General features: G+C 63.8%; 27 protein-coding genes and 1 tRNA gene. 21 read left to right on the forward strand and 7 right to left on the reverse strand.

The window, feature by feature from the left end:
• Positions 1 to 24 precede the first annotated feature (24 nt).
• Both PW734_09785 and PW734_09790 read left to right on the forward strand, forming a co-directional pair.
• The gene (locus PW734_09785) at positions 25 to 723 is read left to right on the forward strand and encodes a GntR family transcriptional regulator (protein MDE1171481.1); all 699 of its coding nucleotides are present in this window, start codon (positions 25 to 27) and stop codon (positions 721 to 723) included.
• 189 nt (positions 724 to 912) lie between these two features.
• Positions 913 to 1,218, forward strand: coding sequence for a HigA family addiction module antitoxin (locus PW734_09790; GenBank protein MDE1171482.1), 306 nt, complete (start codon positions 913 to 915; stop codon positions 1,216 to 1,218).
• Positions 1,219 to 1,234: 16 nt separating this feature from the next.
• Here the strand turns inward: PW734_09790 and PW734_09795 are convergent.
• Both PW734_09795 and PW734_09800 read right to left on the reverse strand, forming a co-directional pair.
• Positions 1,235 to 1,306, reverse strand: a tRNA-Thr gene (locus PW734_09795).
• Between the two features lie 65 nt (positions 1,307 to 1,371).
• Positions 1,372 to 1,782, reverse strand: a complete 411-nt coding sequence (locus PW734_09800) for a hypothetical protein (GenBank protein ID MDE1171483.1) — start codon at positions 1,780 to 1,782, stop codon at positions 1,372 to 1,374.
• A gap of 92 nt (positions 1,783 to 1,874) precedes the next feature.
• Between PW734_09800 and PW734_09805 the strand changes: the two genes are divergently transcribed.
• Both PW734_09805 and PW734_09810 read left to right on the forward strand, forming a co-directional pair.
• The gene (locus PW734_09805; GenBank protein ID MDE1171484.1) at positions 1,875 to 2,363 is read left to right on the forward strand and encodes an iron dependent repressor, metal binding and dimerization domain protein; all 489 of its coding nucleotides are present in this window, start codon (positions 1,875 to 1,877) and stop codon (positions 2,361 to 2,363) included.
• 215 nt (positions 2,364 to 2,578) lie between these two features.
• Positions 2,579 to 2,839: a hypothetical protein gene (locus PW734_09810; protein ID MDE1171485.1), complete on the forward strand. Its 261-nt coding sequence runs from the start codon at positions 2,579 to 2,581 to the stop codon at positions 2,837 to 2,839.
• Here the strand turns inward: PW734_09810 and PW734_09815 are convergent.
• The 5 genes from PW734_09815 to PW734_09835 all read right to left on the reverse strand — a co-directional run bounded on the left by PW734_09815 (position 2,823) and on the right by PW734_09835 (position 5,933).
• Positions 2,823 to 3,524, reverse strand: coding sequence for a phosphatase PAP2 family protein (locus tag PW734_09815; GenBank protein MDE1171486.1), 702 nt, complete (start codon positions 3,522 to 3,524; stop codon positions 2,823 to 2,825). The genes PW734_09810 and PW734_09815 overlap by 17 nt on opposite strands.
• Positions 3,525 to 3,634: 110 nt before the next feature.
• Positions 3,635 to 4,294, reverse strand: coding sequence for a carbonate dehydratase (gene can, locus PW734_09820; GenBank protein MDE1171487.1), 660 nt, complete (start codon positions 4,292 to 4,294; stop codon positions 3,635 to 3,637).
• Entirely contained in the window at positions 4,291 to 4,986 is a 696-nt protein-coding gene (locus tag PW734_09825; GenBank protein ID MDE1171488.1) for a hypothetical protein, read from the reverse strand. The genes can and PW734_09825 overlap by 4 nt, the downstream gene beginning before the upstream one ends.
• Positions 4,987 to 4,989: 3 nt before the next feature.
• Entirely contained in the window at positions 4,990 to 5,604 is a 615-nt protein-coding gene (locus PW734_09830; protein ID MDE1171489.1) for a Fe-Mn family superoxide dismutase, read from the reverse strand.
• Positions 5,605 to 5,636: 32 nt separating this feature from the next.
• Positions 5,637 to 5,933, reverse strand: coding sequence for a 4a-hydroxytetrahydrobiopterin dehydratase (locus tag PW734_09835; protein MDE1171490.1), 297 nt, complete (start codon positions 5,931 to 5,933; stop codon positions 5,637 to 5,639).
• A gap of 114 nt (positions 5,934 to 6,047) precedes the next feature.
• On the opposite strand from PW734_09835, the gene PW734_09840 reads away from it, so the two are divergent.
• From PW734_09840 to fliN, 17 genes are all read left to right on the forward strand, one after another.
• Positions 6,048 to 6,347 carry a hypothetical protein gene (locus tag PW734_09840; protein MDE1171491.1) on the forward strand — a complete coding sequence of 100 codons (300 nt, stop codon included), beginning with the start codon at positions 6,048 to 6,050 and terminating at the stop codon, positions 6,345 to 6,347.
• A 174-nt stretch (positions 6,348 to 6,521) separates the two neighbouring features.
• Positions 6,522 to 6,926 carry a flagellar basal body rod protein FlgB gene (gene flgB / locus PW734_09845; protein MDE1171492.1) on the forward strand — a complete coding sequence of 135 codons (405 nt, stop codon included), beginning with the start codon at positions 6,522 to 6,524 and terminating at the stop codon, positions 6,924 to 6,926.
• 13 nt (positions 6,927 to 6,939) lie between these two features.
• A complete protein-coding gene (gene flgC / locus PW734_09850; GenBank protein MDE1171493.1) occupies positions 6,940 to 7,371 on the forward strand; it encodes a flagellar basal body rod protein FlgC in 432 nt (143 codons plus the stop codon).
• Positions 7,372 to 7,381: 10 nt separating this feature from the next.
• Entirely contained in the window at positions 7,382 to 7,798 is a 417-nt protein-coding gene (locus PW734_09855) for a flagellar hook-basal body complex protein FliE (protein MDE1171494.1), read from the forward strand.
• Positions 7,799 to 7,831: 33 nt separating this feature from the next.
• Positions 7,832 to 9,439, forward strand: coding sequence for a flagellar basal-body MS-ring/collar protein FliF (gene fliF / locus PW734_09860; protein ID MDE1171495.1), 1,608 nt, complete (start codon positions 7,832 to 7,834; stop codon positions 9,437 to 9,439).
• A gap of 15 nt (positions 9,440 to 9,454) precedes the next feature.
• A complete protein-coding gene (fliG, locus tag PW734_09865; GenBank protein MDE1171496.1) occupies positions 9,455 to 10,540 on the forward strand; it encodes a flagellar motor switch protein FliG in 1,086 nt (361 codons plus the stop codon).
• 18 nt (positions 10,541 to 10,558) lie between these two features.
• The gene (locus tag PW734_09870; protein MDE1171497.1) at positions 10,559 to 11,203 is read left to right on the forward strand and encodes a hypothetical protein; all 645 of its coding nucleotides are present in this window, start codon (positions 10,559 to 10,561) and stop codon (positions 11,201 to 11,203) included.
• On the forward strand, positions 11,203 to 12,594 hold the full coding sequence (locus PW734_09875; protein ID MDE1171498.1) for a FliI/YscN family ATPase: 1,392 nt from the start codon (positions 11,203 to 11,205) through the stop codon (positions 12,592 to 12,594). The genes PW734_09870 and PW734_09875 overlap by 1 nt, the downstream gene beginning before the upstream one ends.
• Before the next feature lie 6 nt (positions 12,595 to 12,600).
• Positions 12,601 to 13,041 carry a hypothetical protein gene (locus PW734_09880; protein MDE1171499.1) on the forward strand — a complete coding sequence of 147 codons (441 nt, stop codon included), beginning with the start codon at positions 12,601 to 12,603 and terminating at the stop codon, positions 13,039 to 13,041.
• Between the two features lie 13 nt (positions 13,042 to 13,054).
• A complete protein-coding gene (locus tag PW734_09885) occupies positions 13,055 to 13,708 on the forward strand; it encodes a hypothetical protein (protein ID MDE1171500.1) in 654 nt (217 codons plus the stop codon).
• A gap of 14 nt (positions 13,709 to 13,722) precedes the next feature.
• Entirely contained in the window at positions 13,723 to 15,339 is a 1,617-nt protein-coding gene (locus PW734_09890) for a hypothetical protein (GenBank protein MDE1171501.1), read from the forward strand.
• 3 nt (positions 15,340 to 15,342) lie between these two features.
• Positions 15,343 to 15,741, forward strand: a complete 399-nt coding sequence (locus PW734_09895) for a hypothetical protein (protein ID MDE1171502.1) — start codon at positions 15,343 to 15,345, stop codon at positions 15,739 to 15,741.
• 20 nt (positions 15,742 to 15,761) lie between these two features.
• Positions 15,762 to 16,208 (forward strand): flagellar hook capping FlgD N-terminal domain-containing protein, encoded by a 447-nt coding sequence (locus tag PW734_09900; GenBank protein MDE1171503.1) that lies wholly within the window; start codon positions 15,762 to 15,764, stop codon positions 16,206 to 16,208.
• A gap of 33 nt (positions 16,209 to 16,241) precedes the next feature.
• Positions 16,242 to 17,183 (forward strand): flagellar hook-basal body complex protein, encoded by a 942-nt coding sequence (locus tag PW734_09905; protein MDE1171504.1) that lies wholly within the window; start codon positions 16,242 to 16,244, stop codon positions 17,181 to 17,183.
• 158 nt (positions 17,184 to 17,341) lie between these two features.
• Positions 17,342 to 17,908 (forward strand): flagellar basal body-associated FliL family protein, encoded by a 567-nt coding sequence (locus tag PW734_09910; protein ID MDE1171505.1) that lies wholly within the window; start codon positions 17,342 to 17,344, stop codon positions 17,906 to 17,908.
• On the forward strand, positions 17,909 to 18,931 hold the full coding sequence (locus PW734_09915; GenBank protein MDE1171506.1) for a FliM/FliN family flagellar motor switch protein: 1,023 nt from the start codon (positions 17,909 to 17,911) through the stop codon (positions 18,929 to 18,931).
• 4 nt (positions 18,932 to 18,935) lie between these two features.
• Positions 18,936 to 19,193 (forward strand): flagellar motor switch protein FliN, encoded by a 258-nt coding sequence (fliN, locus tag PW734_09920; GenBank protein MDE1171507.1) that lies wholly within the window; start codon positions 18,936 to 18,938, stop codon positions 19,191 to 19,193.

Consider the following 19,193-nt stretch of genomic DNA (forward strand, 5'->3'; position numbering starts at 1 on the left):
GGCGGCGCGGCTTACTCCAAAGCCATGGCCGTTTCCGCTTTCGTCTCCCGGTCCGAAGGTTCCTCCGAAGTGGAGCGCGTCCAAAACGGCGTGCTCGACCTGATCCGGTCCCATCAGATCCTTCCCGGCCAGCGCCTCGACCAGCGCCGCCTGGCCAAGCAGCTCGACTCCACCACCGCGCCCCTGCGCGAGGCGCTCAGCTCCCTGGAGGCCAAGGGCTTCCTGGTGCGCGAGCGCGGGCTGGGCGTCTTCTGCCGCTCCTACACCGTGCGGGAGCTGGAGGAGATGATCGAGATCCGCGGCGTGCTGGAAGGCCTGGCCGCGCGCTGGGCCGTCTCCCGGCTGACGCCGGAGACCCGCAAGGAGTTGCAGCGCCTGGCCGTGGAGCTGGAGCAGCCCATTCCCGCGGGCGGCGAGGAGCAGTTCATCCGCACCCACGTCCTCTTCCACCGCACCATCATGGAGGTTTCCCAGAACTCGATGCTGCGGAACCTGATGGACCACCACTACCTGATCGACGCGGTCCTCGGCAACGTGGCCCCGGCCCTGTGGTCCGTGCAGCCGCACGACCACCATTCCATCGTGGAAGCCCTGGCCAGCGGCGACGCCGACCGGGCGGAGGCCGCCATGCGCGCCCACATCGCCCCCACCTTCAAGAGCCGCCTGGAGGCTCTGCGCCAGATTTACGGCGAGGGGCCGATCCTCCCCACCAAGACAGCCTAGCTTTCTTTCTGCGATCATATCGCTTTGCGTTAGTATCGCGGGTTGATATTAATCTGGGAGAGGTGCTGGCTGGTTTTAAAGACCGCTATGCGCGGATCAACCGCGCCATGGATTTGCTTCCGCTGGACCGGCACTGCCGCTTACGGTTGACCGCGTGAAGATGCGGGGAAGCAAAATAAGGAGGTGGGAATGAAGATGAAAATGTTGCCTCACCCGACGCCGGGGGAGACTTTGAGGCAGGATTTCATGGAACCGCTGGGGCTTAAGCCTTACGGATTGGCCAAAGCGCTTGGCGTTGGTCAGACCGCCGTGGGGGAAATCTTGGCAGGGACTCGCGCGATCTCCACGGAGATGGCTCTTCGATTGGAAGCGGTTACGGGCTCTTCGGCACAGTTTTGGTTGGCACTGCAATGTGCCTGCGATTTAGCTGTGGCGCGCGAGAATCCTGTGTTGAAAGCGAAGATCGGCGAGATTCATCGCTTGCGAACGGCCTGATTTCCTCCATGCAGGCAGCCGGTTGTCGGGTTCGAACCGACGACCCACGCTTTACAAAAGCGTCGCTCTACCACTGAGCTAAACCGGCGGATTTGGTTGTTAATCCTGGCATGGCGCAAAGTGCCAGGCGAGAGAAAGGTGGGGGCTCTGGCCTCAATATCCCCGCGTGCGCATGAGCGCCAGCAGCCCGCCGAAGGGAAGAAGCACGTACGCGACCGTCCGATGATAAGGCTGCACCGCGAAGCTCAAAATCAAATAGGCCGCCGAGGCGACGACGTACGGGGCCGCCAGCGGCCACTTGTTCCGGGAGACGAAGAAACCGAGGCCCTGGACAAAGAGGCCGACGATGAGCCAGTTGAAGATGGCGAATCCGCCGTCGTCCCACTCCAGCCGCCCGTCGGCGGCGGCGGCGCACAGGTCGACGGCGTATCCCAGCGCCCACGCCGCGAAGGAGGAAAGGCAGAAGGCCCAGGCGTAGCGGCTGCGGGGATACCGATGGGTCAATTCCACGGCGGCGGCCGTCAGGAGCGGGCCAAGGAGGAGGATTTCAAAAATGAGGACCATGCGTTTTATTTGGAACAAGTGTTGTCTACACAACACCTTTTTTATAGAAAGATAAAGTGCCAGCTAAGAAAACAAATGTTTCCCGTGCGACCTTGAGCAACCGTCCCCGCGAGAGCGGGCCGAAGGGAAAGCTCAGCGCCCACCATCGTGGCGGTGCCACGGAGAGTATGGAGGACTACTTGGAGTCGATCGCGGACATCATCGCCGCGCAGGGCTTCGTCCGCGTGACCGATGTGGCGGAGCGGCTCGACATCCGGCGCGCCTCCGTCTCCATCATGATCCAGCGGCTGGCCGACCTCGGCTTCCTCAATTACGTGCCTTACCGGGGCTTTACCCTGACTCCGCGCGGGGAGGAGGTGGCGGCCCGCGTGAAGGAGCGCCATGAGACGCTGGAGGAATTTTTCCACCTCCTGCGCCTCCCCGCGGAGGCGCTCAAGCGGGACGTGGAAGGCATCGAGCACCATGTCTCCGGCGACACGCTCCGTTTCCTGCGTGGCTTCATCGCCTTTTGGAAGCAGCATCCCTCCTTGAACGCGGATTATGGGGTGTTCCTCAACCGCGACCGCACGGACGGAGCGTAGTTTTTTTCGCTTATTTCTCCCCGCGCAGCGGTTTTTTGTTGGCGAATGTTTAGGATTACCTAAATAGATTAAGCTCTTCACTATAACGTATGCGCTTCTCTCTTCGCTCTCTCTCTTTGGGATGTGGTTTCTTGGTCGCCCTTTTCCTGTTTCTTCAGGGGTGCGGGCCCCGCTATTCCTCCAATGTCCGCAAAATTGAGGAGGCCTGCGCTCAGGTGGCCGCCAAGCACGCGGTGGCTCTGCAGGGGAATGTCCATGAGGTGATCTTCCCGGGTGAGTGGCCCGCGGCGATCGAGGGGGAGAACCCGAAGGCGGTCGAGGTTTTTGATGATTCCGTCTGGGTCTTCCTCAAGCGGAAGACGGGGGACGTGGCGGAAGGTTTCGTGTACTGCCAGGCGGGAGAGCCCAAGACTTTCGGCACCCATTGCCAAAAGACGCGGGCGCCTCACCTGTATTATTTTACCTGGCGCCCGTAGGTCCCGCCGGCAGCCACGCTTCCAGTTCCTTCTGCGCGCGCTGGAAGTCGGCGCGGAAGCCGGGATGTTCCAGGAAGCGGCAGGCCAGGTAATTGCCCAGTTTTTCCCCCGCCGCCACGTCGGACGGGAATTCGACGCCCGCCAGGGAGCGGTCCGAGCCGATCTGGCCGCCGCGATGGAGGAGTTCCTGTGATTTTCCCGGCAGGAGCTCCGCCAGGATGAGGGACCAGCAGGCGCCGACGGCGGCATGAATGCTGGGATAGGGGGGGGCCTTGGGCAGGCCGATGGCGGGCTGGATGCGGGTGTCGACCATGGGGGGGCGCGGTCGGTGCCAGAGGTCTTTTCCGGCGGCGGCTACGGTGCGCAGATCGTGTTCCGCGCGGTCCAGGAGCAGTTCCGTCTGGGGGACGTTCTGCGGGTTGAACCACCCTCCCAGCACGTCCCGGAACACGCCGGTGTTCAGGGTGACCTCTTCGGCAATGCGGGAGAGATCGTCATAGGAGCGGTTCTCCTGGAGTTTCAAAAGGGTGTCGATTTCATCCTGCCCGGCAGGAGGCGGACCGAGGAGTGCGGCCAGATCGACGCCGGCTGGGTCGACATAATAGCAGGTGTCTGCGGCCCCCGCGCTAAGGCGGTGGGGAAGCGCGATGGCCGCCCAGATTAAAGCGAACCAGAGAAGCCGCATCGGGCCGATCCTTTCATGGCGCCGCAAGCGGCGTCAACCCCGGGACTTACCTATATGGAATAGAAGGGGCGCCGCATGACGCGGCGCCCCTTTTTTCCGGGAAAGGCGGATTAGGCCTTGGTGGCGTCGATGACCTTGTCGATGGCGGTGGAGAAGACGCTCTCTCCTTCCTCGGCGTTGGTGACGCAGAGGTCCAGGTCGTGAATCAGGCCGTTGTTCAGGCCGTAGATCCAGCCGTGGACGGAGATCTCCGCGCCGCGCGCCCAGGCGTCCCGGAGCACGGTGGTCTGGCAGACGTGGCGGGCCTGTTCAAGGACGTTGAGCTCGCACAGGCGGTCGCACTGCCAGTTGGGGTCTTCTTTAGCGTGGACGGGCTCGTAGTATTTCTCCGCCACGTTGCGGAGGTGGCAGAGCCAGTTGTCCGCGAGGCCCACGCGCTTGTTCTCCAGCGCCGCGCGGACGCCGCCGCAGCCGTAGTGGCCGACGACCATGATGTGCTTCACCTGCAGGATATCGACGGCGAACTGGATGGTGGAAAGGCAGTTCAGGTCGCTGTAGACGACGAGGTTGGCCACATTGCGGTGGACGAAGACCTCGCCCGGGGGAAGGCCGATGATTTCGTTGGCCGGGACGCGGCTGTCCGAGCAGCCGATCCAAAAGTGCTTGGGCTTTTGCTGCTTGGAGAGGTTTTCGAAGAACTGGGGATTGATGGCCAGCATGTGATTGGCCCATGCGGCGTTTTGATCGAAGAGGTTTTGAAGGAGTTTCATTGGAATTCAGGATCCCTTGCAGGAAGGGGCGGTTGAATGTTGAGAGTGTTCGTGCTGGAGGCGGGGGCGGGGATGGCCTGGGCTTTCGGAGGCGGCGTCTCCGGCGCGGCGCCGGTGGCGGGCGTGGCGGTTGCGGGCTCCGGAGTGACGGGCGCGGCGGAGGGGGGCGCGGATTTGACCGGCTCCGGCGCGGGGGCGACGAGCTGCTTGATTTTCTCGTCGACGTTCAGGCTCAGGTCGAAGTTTTGCAGCATCCAGCCGGTGCCGGAGTTGTAGAAGGTGAACGCGAAGGCGGCGGGCTGGCTCTTGTAAATGCCCAGGCCGAAGATGTACTCGACGTGGTCTCCCAGTTTCTGATCCTGGAGGGTGTCGAAGCCGGAGAAGGAGCCGCAGCGCTGGCTGAATTCCCCCAGCACGTATTTGAGCTTTACGATGATGTCCGGCTTGGCGCTCATGAGCGGGTTGGACCCGCAGAGCCATTCGGCGGCGTAGGAGGCTTTGCCCTCCTTGAGGATGCCGAAGAAGCGGTCGAGGATGCCGCGGACGTCGGCCGGGTAGGGCAGGGGAGGACCGGAGGGGGCGCTGTCCGCTCCCGCGGGCGCCGCCGACGCCGCTCCCGGGTCCTGGTCGGCCTGGGCGGCCGCCAGAAGGGAGAGCGAGATCAGCAGGACGACCCGGAGGAGCAGGCTCACGGCTTAGCTGACGGGCAGGAGGGCGTTGACCGTGTTCCAGTCGATGAACTGGAAGAACTCCTCGATGTAGCTGGCGCGGGCGGTGTAGAAGTCGGCGTAGTAGGCGTGCTCGTAGACGTCCAGGCCCAGGAGCGGGGTGACGCCCCAGACGGGGTAGGTGTTCTGGGCGTCGCCCAGGTAGTTGAAGAGCTTGCCGGTGGTGTGGTCCAGGCCGGTCCAGACCCAGCCGCGGGCGGAGAGGCCGGAGGCCTTCAGGTCCTTCTTGTAGTTCTCGTAGGAGCCGAAGTCGCGGTCGATCAGCTCGGCGATCTTGCCGGAGGCCTTCCCGGTGCCGCCCAGGATGTTGAAGTAAAGCTCGTGGTTCTTGATGCCGCCCAGGGCGAAGGTGAGGTCGATCTTCAGGGCGCGGACCTGGGAGTAGATCTGGTTGCCGTGGTTGGGGTTGGCGGGATCGGGGGTGCCCAGCTTTTCCAGTTCTTCGAAGATGGCGTTGGTCCGGTTGACGTAGCCGGTGTAGAGTTTGAGGTGTTCCTCGTGGGTCTTGTCGGAGATCTTGCCGGTCTTTCCTTTGACCTTGGCGAACAGCTTTTCCTGATGATTGGCGAAGACGTGAGGCATAATGGCCGACGTTATGGGCCGCATCGGCCTTGTCAACCCGCGGTGAAGAGGGCGCGGCTTCCCGCCGCGATCCGCTCCAGGGGGAGGCGGTCGATCTCGGCCGCCAGGGAGTGATCTTTTTCCGTAATGCGCCCCGCGCTGTGGGTGAGGAGGGTGAGTGAGACCTTATTGTAGCGCAGGTCGACGTCGGGATGGTGCCCGGCCTGTTCGGCCAGGCGGCCCACTTCCACCAAAAAGGACAAGGCATGGCGGAAGTCCTGAAATTGGAAGGTCTTATGCAGGCCCGCTTCGTCTTCCTTCCAGGCCCCCAGGACGAGGTTCATTTCCATGCCGCCCATTCTACTCCGGAAGGGGCCGTTCCGCTCATAAGTTTTTTAATATTAGGGGTTAAAAATCTTGTTTGGATGCCGACAAAAGATAGAACTAGTTACCCGCATTGCCCGATGAGCGAGTCCGGATTTAAGCCGAAACCCCCCAAACCCCACCACCTGGAACAGGCTGGGGAGGGAGACTCGCAGCAGGTGGAGATGTTTGATCGCCGCAAACGCGCGGAAAAGATCATTCACACACCTGAGAAATACAAAGTCTGCGAGGGGTGCGAGTCGATCGTCGTGGTCAAGGCCTCCACCTGCCCCAGCTGCCATGGCTACCGGTTCGACGAAGAGTCGGCGCGCGTCGTCACCCAGGCCAAAGTTCTGGCCTCCCGGCCCGCGACGACGATTTCCTGGCAGGATTACCTCTAAGAGCCGCCTCATGGCGGTTTTTGTCCTGGGGAAAATTTTACCCCTCCCAAATTGGGAAAAAAGTTCCCCTTTGCCTGGGGCGGCAAAAAGCTCCTAATTTGTAAGTAGCTTATAGCAAGTTAGTTGAGTTCGACTTTAAGAGGGGTGGCATAACGCTTGCTAAATACCCTGGCGATGACCAGTGGTATCGAGAAGCTCATGAATGAGCCCACCTTGGCGAGCCTGAAGCTTACCCTTCAGGAAGCCTCTTTGCGCCATGACGCGCTGGCCAGCAACGTGGCCAACGTCAATACCCCCGGGTATCACCGCGTCGACGTTGCTTCCTCTTTCGCCTCCAGCCTTAACACGGCTCTCCACCAGATCGACAAGGGGGAAACCCCGACGGATATCCCCAAGGGGACGGTTTCCGTGGCCGACGTGCAGAACCCCGCCCGTTACGACGGCAATACGGTCAACCTGGATCAGGAAATGACCGAACTGATGAAGAACCAAAGCGACTTCGATTTTTCCGCCCGCATGTTGGCCCTGCACTACAGCCGGGTGAAGCAGGCGATCGGCGGCGGCACGAGCGGTTCCTAACTCCTAGCACCTCATGGCAAACCTAATTCCGGCTATCGACGTCAGCGGCAGCGCCCTCCAGGCGGAGCGGACCCGGTTGGAAATCGTCGCGGGCAACATCGGCAACGCGCAGACGACCCGCGGCCCGGACGGCAAGGCCTACCAGCGCAAGGAAGTCGTCTTCGAGACGGTCGCCAACCAGAACGGCGTCCCGGCCGCCCCCGGCCAGCAGATCGGCGGCGTGAAGGTGGCCAAGATCGTCGACGATCCCTCTCCCGGCCAGAAGCTTTACATGCCCGGCCATCCGCACGCCGACGCCCAGGGCTTCGTCACCATGCCGAACGTGAACGTCGTCGATGAGATGGTCGACATGATGACCGCCAGCCGCTCCTTCGAGGCCAATCTCCAGGTCATCAAGACCGGGCGCGACATGGTCAACCGCTCCATCGCCATCGCCGAAGCTTAAGCCGTAAGATATGGATCCCCTTTCCGCCGCCTCCGCCCTGACCTCCACGCCGCTCGACCCGGGCGCGGCGGTGGGCCAGGCCGGCACAGTCCTGCAGCAGGGCAACGGCGCCACCTTCGCCTTCAAGCTGCCCCAGGCCGCCGAGGCGCCGCAGGCTTCCGCCGCGGTCTCCGGGCCCAGCCAGGTTTACGCCGCCGGCGCCGAGCCGACGACCTACACGGGCATCGTGCAGGACATGATCCGGCAGACCAATCAGCTGGATCAAACGGCGGGCGCCAAGGTGCGCGACGTTCTTATGGGAGGGCCGACGACCGTCAATGACGCGATGGTCGCGGAGGAGGAGGCCGGAGTCGCCTTCAAGCTGGTGTCGCAGGTGCGGAACCAGGTCGTCAGCGCGTATCAGGAAGTCATGAGGATGCAGATTTAATCCCGCATCATTTTTTCAAGGAGGAAGCCAACCATGAACGAATTCTTTAAAAACCTGCAGCAAGTCTGGGCCGGAATCCCAGTCAGCCGCCGCATCCCCATCATCGCCACCACGGTCGCCATCATCGTCGGCCTGGGAATGGTCATCTCCTACGCGAACAAGCCGCACATGGACGTTCTCTTCAGCGGCATGCAGCCGAGCGAGGCGTCCAAGGTCGTCGAGTTCCTCAAGGGAAAGAAAATCCGTTACGAGTTGGAGGATAGCGGCGCCACCGTCATGGTCCCCAGCGCCAGCGTCTACGAGACGCGCCTCGACCTGGCCGCCAACGGCATCCCCCGCGCCCCGGATACCGGCGGCGGCGTCGGCTTTGAGCTGTTCGACAAGCCCAGCTTCGGCATGCCGGACTTCATGCAGAAGGCCAATTACTACCGCGCCATCCAGGGCGAGCTGGCCCGCACGATCAAGCAGTTCAACGACATCTCCGACGCCCGCGTCATGATCGTCGTGCCGGAAGAGCGGCTCTTCAGCAAGGACCGGAAGGAAGCCAAGGCCTCCGTCCTCATCCAGATGAAGCAGGGCCGCACGCTGGCCCCGGAACAGGTCGCCGCCATCCGCTTCCTGGTTTCCAACAGCGTCGAGGGGCTCCAGCCCAACCACGTCGCCATCGTCGACACCGCCGGCCGCTCCCTGGCCCCGGACGACGCGGGCAACGGCCTGGGCGCCCTCAGCAACACCCAGCTGAGCGTCCAGCGCCAGTATGAGGACCACCTGCGGGAGAAGGTGCAGTCGATGCTCGACCAGACCCTGGGCGTCGGCCAGTCCACCGTCCAGATCACCGCCGAGCTGAACTTCGACACCATCCAGCAGACCTCCGAGCGGTTCGACCCGAAGAGCGCCGTCGTCGGCGCCGAGCACACCACCAGCGAGGCGACCCACACCAAGACCCAGCAGGCCAACGCCACCGTCGGCTCCACCCCGAACACCACGGACGAGAGCAACAGCGGCGACAAGACCCAGACGGAAGCCTCCACGGAAAAGGCGACCGCCGAGAACCAATACGACATCAACCGCACAGTCGAGAGCCTGCAGAAGGCCGTCGGCGTGCCCACCCGCATCACCGCCGCCGTCTTCGTCAATGTGCGCCACAGCGGCACCGGCCCCACCTCCTCCGTCCGTCCCCGCACGCCGCAGGAGCTGCAGCAGCTAGACCAGATGGTGAAGGAGGCGATCGGCTTCACCCAGAGCGACGCGCGGAAAGACTCCGTCACCGTGCAGGAGATCGAGTTCGCCCCCGCCTTCGAGCAGGCGGAGCCCGCCACCACCGCCGCCGCCACCATCCTGGCCAACAAGAACCAGTGGATCCCCTGGGTCACCCAGGGCTGCCTGGGCGTCCTGGCCGTCGTGGTGCTGCTCTACCTGCGCAGCATCCTGCGCAGCTCCAGCATGTTCGAGAGCGCGGAGTCGGGCGAGTTCTCCTCCCTCCTCTCCCGCTACAAAAAGATGGCGGACGACGCCCTGGCCGAGATCGACCGGGAGAAAGCCCAGCCCAACGCCCTTTCCGTCGACGACCTGAGCAAGCTGATCCGCGACAACCCCGGCAACACCTCGCAGGCCCTCAAGGCCTGGATGATGCGCAACTAACCACGGAGCACCCCTATGGCCACCGCTACCGAGACTCCCGCAGCCCCGAAGCAGCTCAACAGCCCCGGAGGAGGAGGAAAATCCGCCGAGGAAGCCCTGCGCAGCTGGTCGAAAAAGCAGCGCCTGGCCGGCCTCCTGGTCGTCCTGGGGAAGGAGCTGGCCGCCCAGATTCTCAACGAGTTCGACGAGCGCGACGTCGAGGAAGTCACCACGGAGATGGCCCGCATCGACTTCATTTCGATGGACATGCAGCGCGCCCTTCTCAAGGAATTCACCTCCGTCACCGTCGACGCGGTGGCCTCCGCCGCGGGCGGCCCGCAGTTCGCCAAGGACGTGCTGGAGCGCTCCATCGGCACCTTTAAGGCCAACGAGCTGATCAACCGCATCGCCCCCAACAAGGCGCGCACCGTCGACAGCAGCGTGCTGCGGGACATCCAGCCCCGCCAGCTGATCAACCTCCTGCGCAAGGAGCAGATCCAGACCTGGGCGCTGGTCCTCTCCTACCTCGATCCCGCCCGCTGCGCGGAGGTCCTCTCCCTCCTTAACACCGATTTCCGCACCGACGTGGTCGAGCGTATCGCCACCATGGAGCCGACCTCGGCCGAAGTGGTGGAACAGATCCTCAATCACATCAAGCGCCGCGTGGCGATGAAGAGCACCGTTTCCGTCACCAGCTCCGGCGGCGCCCGCATCCTGGCGGACGTCATCAACGCCCTGGACGACAACGTTTCCAAGCAGCTCCTCACCGGCCTGGAGGAGCGCAATCCCGATCTGGCGAAAAACATCCAAAAGCTCCTCTTCGTCTTCGAGGACATCGCCGACATGGACAAGCAGACCCTGGCCCGCATCCTGCGGGAGGTCGACTACCACCAGCTGGCCATCGCCCTCAAGACCGCCTCGGAACGCCTCCGCAGCACCGTGCTGGGCGGCCTCTCCAAGCGCGCCGCGGAAGGCCTTCAGGAAGAAATCCAGTTCATGCCCCCCGTCCGCCTCACGGAGGTGGAGGAGGCGCAGCAGAAGATCATCGACGTTGTCCGCCAGTTGGAAGCCAGCGGCGAAATCACCATCAGCAAGGGCGGCGGACGCCGCGAGCTGGTCTAAAGCCGCCCTCTCCCTCCGATGAAATCCTTCCAGGTCCAGATTCCCGCGCGCGTCGACCGCCTCACGGTCCGCCGCCGCGTTCTGGCGCCCGCTCCGGTCCTGCCGGAGGGGGAAGGGGAGGAGGGCGCCGAGGCCGCGCCCGCGCCGGAAGTGGTCGCCTCGGAAGAGACCCTTTACGACGGCAGCTATGACGCCGGCCTCCGCGAGGGGCGCCGCCGCGCCCTGCAGGAGATGGCCGCGGCCCGCGCCGCCGACCAGAAGGAGATGCAGGCCTCCCTCCGCCAGTTCGACTTGGTGCTGCAAAAGCTCCTGGAAGTGGCGGAGAAGAATCTTCCCGAGCTGCTCCTGGCCGCCCTGGGCCGCGTTTTCCGCGAACACTCCTTCACTCATGAGGAGATGGCTGCCGAGGTTTCCGCCCTGGTGCGGGAAGTCGGCCAGGCCCAGGCGATCTCGATCGAAGCCTCCCAAGAGGAGATCGGCATCCTGGAGCGCCGTTTGGACAAGCTCGGGCTGGCTCTCCATCACGGCCGTGTCCAATGGCGCGCCAATCCCACCCTCGGCAAGGGGGAATACGTTTTGCAGACCGACCTCGGCATGGTTGACGGCCGCCGCCTGTCTAAGCTGGCCCAGATCCGCCTGGCTCTTGAGGAGGAGGCCGCCTGATGCATCCCGGGCTGAATTATCCCGGGCTGGTCGCCAAGACCCGGCGCGCCCTTTCCCAGATCCGCCCCGTCGGCCTCGTCGGGCGCGTGGCCAAGGTCGTCGGCCTGACCGTCGAGTCCCAGGGGCCGGCCGCCGCGCTGGGGGAAGCTTGCTGGATCTACTGCGGCGCCTCGCAAAAGCGCCGTTTGGCGGAAGTCGTCGGTTTCCGCGAGGGGCGCATTCTCCTTATGCCCTGGGAGGGGCTGGAAGGGATCGGGATCGGCGACGGCGTCCAGTCCACCGGCGCGCCGCCGCAGATCCCCGTCGGCCCGTCCGTCCTGGGGCGCATCCTCGATCCCCTGGGCCGCCCCATTGACGATCTGGGCCCGCTGCCGGCGGAGACGCCGACGGCTCCGCTTATCCGCAGCGTGCCGCCCCCGGCCCGCCGTCCCCGCATCAGCAACATCTTCCAGACCGGCGTCCGCGCCATCGACTCCTTCGCCACGGCGGGCGCGGGGCAGCGCCTGGGCATCTTCGCGGGCAGCGGCGTGGGCAAGAGCACGCTCCTGGGCATGATCTGCCGCTACGCCAGCGCGGACATCAACGTCATCGCCCTCATCGGCGAGCGCGGCCGCGAGGTGCTCGAGTTCGTCGAGCGGGACCTGGGTCCCGAGGCGCTCAAGCGCAGCGTCATCGTCGTCGCCACCTCGGACCAGCCCGCCCTGGCCCGTATCAAGGCCGCCTTCACCGCCAATACGATCGCCGCCCACTTCCGCGCGCAGGGGAAGCACGTCCTCCTCATGATGGATTCGCTCACCCGCCTGGCTATGGCCCAGCGGGAAATCGGCCTGGCCGTCGGTGAGCCCCCGGCCACCCGCGGCTATCCGCCCTCCGTCTTCGGCCTCATGCCGATCCTGTTGGAGCAGGCGGGCTGCCTGGATCAAGGCATCATTACCGGCTTCTACACCGTCCTGACGGAAGGCGACGACTGGAACGACCCCATCAGCGATTGCGCCCGCTCCATTCTGGATGGCCACCTCCTCCTGACCCGCCGTCTGGCCTCGGAGAACCACTATCCGGCCATCGACGTCCTGGAGAGCCTCAGCCGCCTCCAGAGCAACCTGATCGGCGCGCCCCAGCGGGAGCTCATTGGCCGCGCCCGGCACATCCTGGCCGTGCAGCGGCAATACCGGGAACTGGTGGAAATCGGCGCCTACACCCCGGGCAGCAACACCCAATTGGACCACGCCTTGGCCCTCTATCCCCAGCTCGTCCAGTTCCTCCGCCAGTCGGTGGAGGAGCCGGGCACCGTCAACGGCGCCTTTGCGGTGCTGGAGCGCATCCTCAACAGCCAGGGAGGAGGCGCGGCGCCCGTCGTTTCCTCTTCCTCCGCCGCCCTGGCCCGCAACTAAGAGCCGATGAAGCACCGCTCCCTCGAAATCCTCCACCGCCTGCGGGAATACGACCTCGAACAGGAGGAAGGAAAACTCGTCCAACGCCAGCGGGAGGAAAAGGCCAAGGAGCAGGACTGCTACCGTTCCCTGGATGTGTTGCAGGGCAGCTACCACCACAGCGTGGACAACGCCCAGGTGCATGACTATTCCCGCCGCGACGGCTGCGTGCGGGAGGCCGGGCTGCGCCACAACTACGACCTGCGCCAATACGGCATGGCCCAGATCGCCCGCAACGAGCAGGTGCAGGAAACCCTCAAGGCGAAGACCCGCGCCGACATGATCGCCAAGGTGCTCGAAAAGCGCCGCGAGCAGGACCGCGTCGAGGCCGACCTGCGCGACCGCCGCGAGATGGACGACGTGGCGCAGAACCAGTTCATCTATTCCCGCAACGAGCCCCTTTTCTAGACTCTTCTTCTACATGCCCTCCCTCATCATCTCCCTGGCGGCCGGAATCGGCCTTCTCTTCGGCCTGCTCGGCGGCACCTTCGTCGCCGCCGGCAAGGTTAAGCTCCCCCCGCGCCCGGCTCCCCATGCGGTCAAGCCTGTCTCCATGGCGACTTCCTCCGCCAAGTCTTTCGACGATTTCACCAAGATCGCCGCGGAGCTCGATTCCTGGCGCCGGGAACTGACGGAGCGGAACAACAAGGCCCTCCTCCTCGACGCCGAGCTGGCCAAGCGGGAGCAGCTCCTCCAGGCGGAGCGCGGCGCGCTGGACCAGGAGCGCAGCCGCCTGGAGCACGTGCAGAAGGACATGGAAGATCGTCTTATCAAAATCAAACAGAACGAGACTCCGCGCCTTCAGGAGCTGGCCGATCTCTATAGCACGATGAAGCCGGACGACGCGGTGTCCCTCCTGCGCGTCCTTCCGCCGGAGCAGGCGACGAAGGTCGTCACCGTCATGAAGCAGAAGACGGCGGCCAAGCTCCTCTCCAATTGGATCGAAAAGTATCCCGGCGACAAGGCCCTCGTCGCCCAGATCACCAACGACCTGGTCCGCACCATCGACCAGCCCTCCTCTTCCACCGACCTTTCCAGCAATAACCCGAGCTCAAGCTCTCCCGCCAACCCTTAACCCCTTCATTCTTTATGGCACTTTCCGCCGCGCTTTCCGCGATGTTCAACGCCGCCAAGGCCGCCACGGGGACTTCCTCCAGCGCCTCGGCCTCGTCTTCCGCCTCCGCTTCCTCCTCGCACGCTTCCGCCACGGATTCCGGGTCCAGCGCGGGTTCCGACTTCAGCTCCTACATGGATCAGGTCACCCACGGACATGATGCGCCGGCGAAGTCCTCTTCCTCCTCCTCCACCCGGCAAACGACCGCCCAGGACTCCTCCCACACGCAGGCTTCCCAAACTCAGGGCCAGGCTCAGGCCGCGCATCCTCATGCGGCCGATGCGACGCCCTCCGGAAAACCTTCCAAGTCCGGGGACAAGCATGATGACCAAGCCGATGTGACCGATGACGACGGGGCGGATAAGGACGACGCCCAGGCCGATTCTTCCACGACCCCCGTGGCCGTCGACGCCACCCAGTGGATGAACCAGATCATCGCCTCCGGCGTCATTCCCCCCCCGACGCAGGCCGCCGTTGCCGCGAATGCCTCGGCCGGGGATGACGCCTCCACCGACAGCGCCGACGCGGCCACCGTGACGACTTCCGGCGCGGCGCTCTTTGACGTGGCGACCGCCGAGACGGCCCAGCCCGCCGCGCCTCCCCCGATTTCCCTGGCAGCACAGGCGGCTCAAGCGGCCCAGACGGGGCAAAATGCGCAAGCCGGAGAGGAGACCGATGACGCCACCGCTTCCAACGATGTGACGGCATCGACCGGGGAAAATAATGCCGCCACCACGCCGCAATCCGGAATAAATGTGACCACGATGAGCCAGTCGCTGACGGCCACCGCCGCCGGAAATACCGGCAAACATTCTTCCAAGGACGAAAATTCGGAGAATTCGGACAAAAAGAAGGGGGATCAGCCCGCTAACGACCTATTGACGCCTCTTTCCACGCAGGTTGGCACGGTTTTTTCTGAAAGCACTGTAATGCCCGCGATTGCGCAAAATTTGCCGACGCACGGAACCGACGCAAAGACGACCGGCGATCTGCTGGCCGCCCTGACGGCGGTGAAGCCTGAGCGTGCCCGCTCCACCTCCGCCACGGCCGGAGCGGCCGCGGACGCCAGCCAGACCGCGGCGGCCGCCACGGCTTCCATTCAGGGGCAGGCCGGCGTGCAGGCCAGCTCCCAGGATGCGATCACGGAAAAGCGCGTTGCGCTCCAGTCGAACGATCAGTTCGTCGACGTCATCCGGCAGACGTTGAACGAGGCGCCGGTCCTCACCCCCCAGCGCATCGCCGTGGAACTGCAGACTCCCCCGGGAGAAACGGTCACCGTCTATTTTTCCCAATCCAACGGGCAATTACGCGCCCAGCTGAGCGCCAGCGACTCCAGCTCGCTGCAATGGCTCCAGCAGCAGGTCGGCGGGCTGAAGGAAGCCGGTTCCGGCTCCGGCGTCGTCTGGCTGCCTCCCCAGTTGGACAATCCCAATTCCGGCAACGGTCAACAGGGCGGCTCCGGCCAGAACGCCCACTACCAGCAGCAACAGCAGCAGAACGGTAGTGCCGATGCCGACATGGACGACCGCGCCTTGGCCGAGGCGATCTTCGGAGGATCCGACCTTAACCTAACCCTCACGGAGAATCGCTAACCCATGAATCCATTCCTCGTTGCCCCGGCCGCCTCGGCCGCCGCCTCCGCCGCTAAAGGCGGCGTGGCGGCAGCTTCCTCGGCCCTTACGACCGCCTCCAGCGGCGCCGACTTCCAGCGCTATACCGCCGGCCTGCAGGCGAGCCACGGCGTCGACGCCAACCAGCTCGTCGGCCTTAAATCCGGCGACCTGCAGGAGAAGATATCCTCGCTCACTTCCTCACAGAAGATCAGCCTGGCCCAGCAGCTCGTGGGTTCCACCGTCACGGTGGTGAACCAGGGCGGCCAGTTTGTCCAGGGCAAGGCCGAAAAGCTCCAGATCAGCCACGGCGTGCCGACGTTCCAGGTCGCCGGGCAATCCTACAGCCTCAGCCAGCTCGCCTCCGTGGCGAAGACCGCTTAACCCCCACCTTTTTTACCACCATGAGCGTTTCAAGCGTTTCCTCGACGAGCAGCAGTTCCAGCTCGACCAGCACGAGCAATAGCAACATCGGCAATCTGTCTCAGTCCGACTTTTACAAGATCATCACCACCCAGCTGCAGAATCAAAATCCGGACGATGCGACCGATACCAACGAGCTGCTCCAGCAGATGATGTCGCTGGCCAACTACGTGGCGACGCAGAACAGCGCCACGAATGTCTCGAGCCTGACCAACTATTCGACGGCCACCACCCTCCTGGGGAAGACCGTGGACGTTTCCATCCCTGCCAGCACGGTCACGTCCGCGTCGACGGTCACCGGCGAGGTCACCGACGCCAGCTTCAGCTCCGGCGGAGCCACAGTCACCGTCAACGGCACTTCCTATCCGCTGAGCTACGTCACCAGCGCCTACGCCGCCAGCAGCGGCACCGGCACGAGCAGCAACTAATCTCCAACCCAAAACGAAAAAGGAGCAAATTTTATGATCCGCGCCCTCTACTCCGCCGTCAGCGGCCTGACCAGTGACCAGACTGCCATGGACGTCATCGGCAACAACGTGGCCAACTTGAACACCACGGGCTTCAAGGCCAGCACGGCCGAATTCAGCGAAGCCTACTACCAAACCTCCCGGCTGGCCGACTCCTCCACGCCCATCGGCCTTAGCGTCGGCTTGGGCACCAAGATCGCCGGCACGGTCACGGATTTCACCCAGGGCTCGATCGCCCAGACCGGCATCCCCAGCGACGTGGCGATCAGCGGCAACGGCTACTTCGTGGTCAACACGCAGAGCACCACGGCCGCCTCCAATACCTACTACACCCGCGCCGGCGACTTCGTCGTCGACGTGAACGGCAACCTTCGCACCGTCGACGGCTATTACGTGCAGGGGTATAGCGCCGGCACTTCCACCCAGGACGCGACGGAGACGACCGGCTTCCAGTCCGTCGTCCAGTCCGACTTTGCCGCGACCGATTCCGGCAGCGCCGCCATTGACCAAACCAGCATGAGCAACATCGTCATCCCCTCGACGATCAGCTCCCTCGACGCGAGCGGCAATACGGTGACCGAGCAGGTCGTCAGCTACAGCGTGGGGAACAACGGTGCCATCTCCGTCATCGGTCAAAACGGTACCTCCGTCGTCGTCGGTTACCTGCCCATCGCCCTGGTTTCTGCCAACAACGGCCTGAACAGCGTGGGCGGCGGTTATTACCAGGCGACCGAAGCCTCCGGCGTCCCCACTGTCTACGAGGCCAGCACTAACCAGACGGGCAGCCTGCAGGGCAGCGCGTTGGAGCTTTCCAACGCCGACGTGGCCACGCAGTTCTCCAACATGATCATCATCCAGAACTCCTACGCGGCCAATGCCAAGGTCATCAGCACCAGCAGCCAGATGCTCCAGGTGGTGACCAACATGGTCCAGTAAGGCGGAAAGGCGTCCCCACGACCTTAAACTTTTAACCAGGAAACCCCAGCGGCGCGGCATCCGGGCACGTCATATGATCGGCGGCCGGGTGCCGCGGCCTGGTAGGGGAGCAAATAACTTGACCCCCCCGCACCGCAAATCCAAAGTCACGATCTGATATGTCCGATCCCGCCCCCGTAGCCGCTCCCGACGCCTCTTCCGGTAAGGGAGGCCCGTCCCCGCTCATCCTGGCCATCATCGTGGCGGTGCTGATGCTGGGTGGCGGCTTTGCCCTGGCTTACTTCGTCCTTCCGGCCCGCATTGCCGCGGCCATCCAGCAGAGTGCCCCTCCCGCCGCCGGCGGAGAAGAGGCCGCCCCGGCCCCCGCCGAGCATGCGGAAAAGGAAAAGGGCGGAGAAAAGGGCGAGAAAGGGGAGGGGAAAGCGGGCGACAGCTTCGTTATCACGGACATCCTGGTGAACATCGCCGGGACCAAGGCGGGCCGTTTTCTGAAGGCCACCGCCTACTTCGCCGCTCCGCCGAGCGTCGTCGCTGAGCTGGAGCGCAAGCGCCCCCAGATCACCGACATCGTTTCCGCCACTTTGGGGCAGAAGAGCTTGGAGGAGCTGTCCGATCCCTCCGTCCGCGGCAAGCTCCGCTCCGAGCTGCTCAATACGATCAATCCCCTCCTTGAGACTAAGGGGGAAGTGACCAACATCTACTTCCCCGAATTCATCATCCAATAAATGGCCCAGGATTCCTCCGGCGATGTCTTAAGTCAGGCCGAGGTCGAGGCGATATTAGCCTCGGTGCAGAGCGGCGTCGATCCGGGCGCCACCGTCATCAGCGCGGGGACGGAAAAGCGCCGCCCTTCCGAAGGGCAGAAGAGCCACCACATCCAGCCGTATGACTTCCGCTCGCCCGTCTTCCTGACGCCGGCGCAGATGCGGCGCCTCCGCATCAAGCATGAGGAATTCATCCGGAACCTGAGCGCGGCCCTCTCCGTCTTCCTGCGCATGGAGTTCCTGCTCCAGATGTCCCGCCTGGAGACGACGACTTACAAGCAGCTCATCGAAAGCATGGGCATGCCCAGCTATTTGACCCTCTTCCGCATGAAGCCGCTGCCGGGCATCGCGGTGTTGGACCTGACTCCCCGCCTGGGCCTGACCATCATCGACCGCATGCTGGGAGGCCCCGGCCACTCCGTGAAGGTGGAACGCGAGTTCACCGACATGGAGCAGACCGTCCTGGAGAATTTCATCCAGCTAATCATCAAGGAATACACGGAGAGCTGGATCCGCTTCCAAAAGCTGGAGTGGGAGAAGGTGGGCAATGAAAACACCATCCGCTTCCTGGACATCGCGGAGCCGGACCAGACCATGCTCTACCTGGAGATGGAAGCCCGTTTCGGCGACTGCGTTTCCACGCTGCGTTTCGTCTTCTGCTACGAGACGTTGGAGACCCTCGTGGATCAGATGATGCACGAGATGAGCGACGGGGATGACGGGAAGGAGTCGGAGGTCAGCCCCAGCTTCGAGCCCAATGCGCCGACTTACAACATCCAGATTCCGCTCACCGCCTACTGGCGCGGCTTCTCCCTGAGCCTGGAGGATATCAGCGGCCTTTCCCCGGGGGACGTCCTCATGCTCGACCCGGATAAGGTTAGCCACGTCGAGGTCGACTTGGGCGCGTTGCCGAAATTCCAGGCCTCCTTGGACCGGAAGGGAAAGCAGGTCAGCATCCAATTAACCAACAAGATAGAAGGGTAGGGCTATGAACGATAAGAACGTCGATCTGGTGATGGACATCATGGTGGGGCTCAGCGTGGAGCTGGGCCGCGCCCAGATGAAGGTGCGGGACATCGTGGCCCTGACCAGCGGCACCGTCGTGCAGCTGGACAAGAAGGTGGACGAGAACGTCGACCTCTACGTGAACGGCAAGCTCATCGGCCGCGGGGAGGTCGTCATGGTCGACGAGTCCCTGGGAATCAAAATCACGGAAGTCTTCAAACAGGCCACCCAGCCGCGGTAA

Source organism: Verrucomicrobium sp., assembly GCA_028283855.1.
In the GTDB taxonomy this organism is placed as follows: Bacteria; Verrucomicrobiota; Verrucomicrobiia; order Methylacidiphilales; family GAS474; genus GAS474.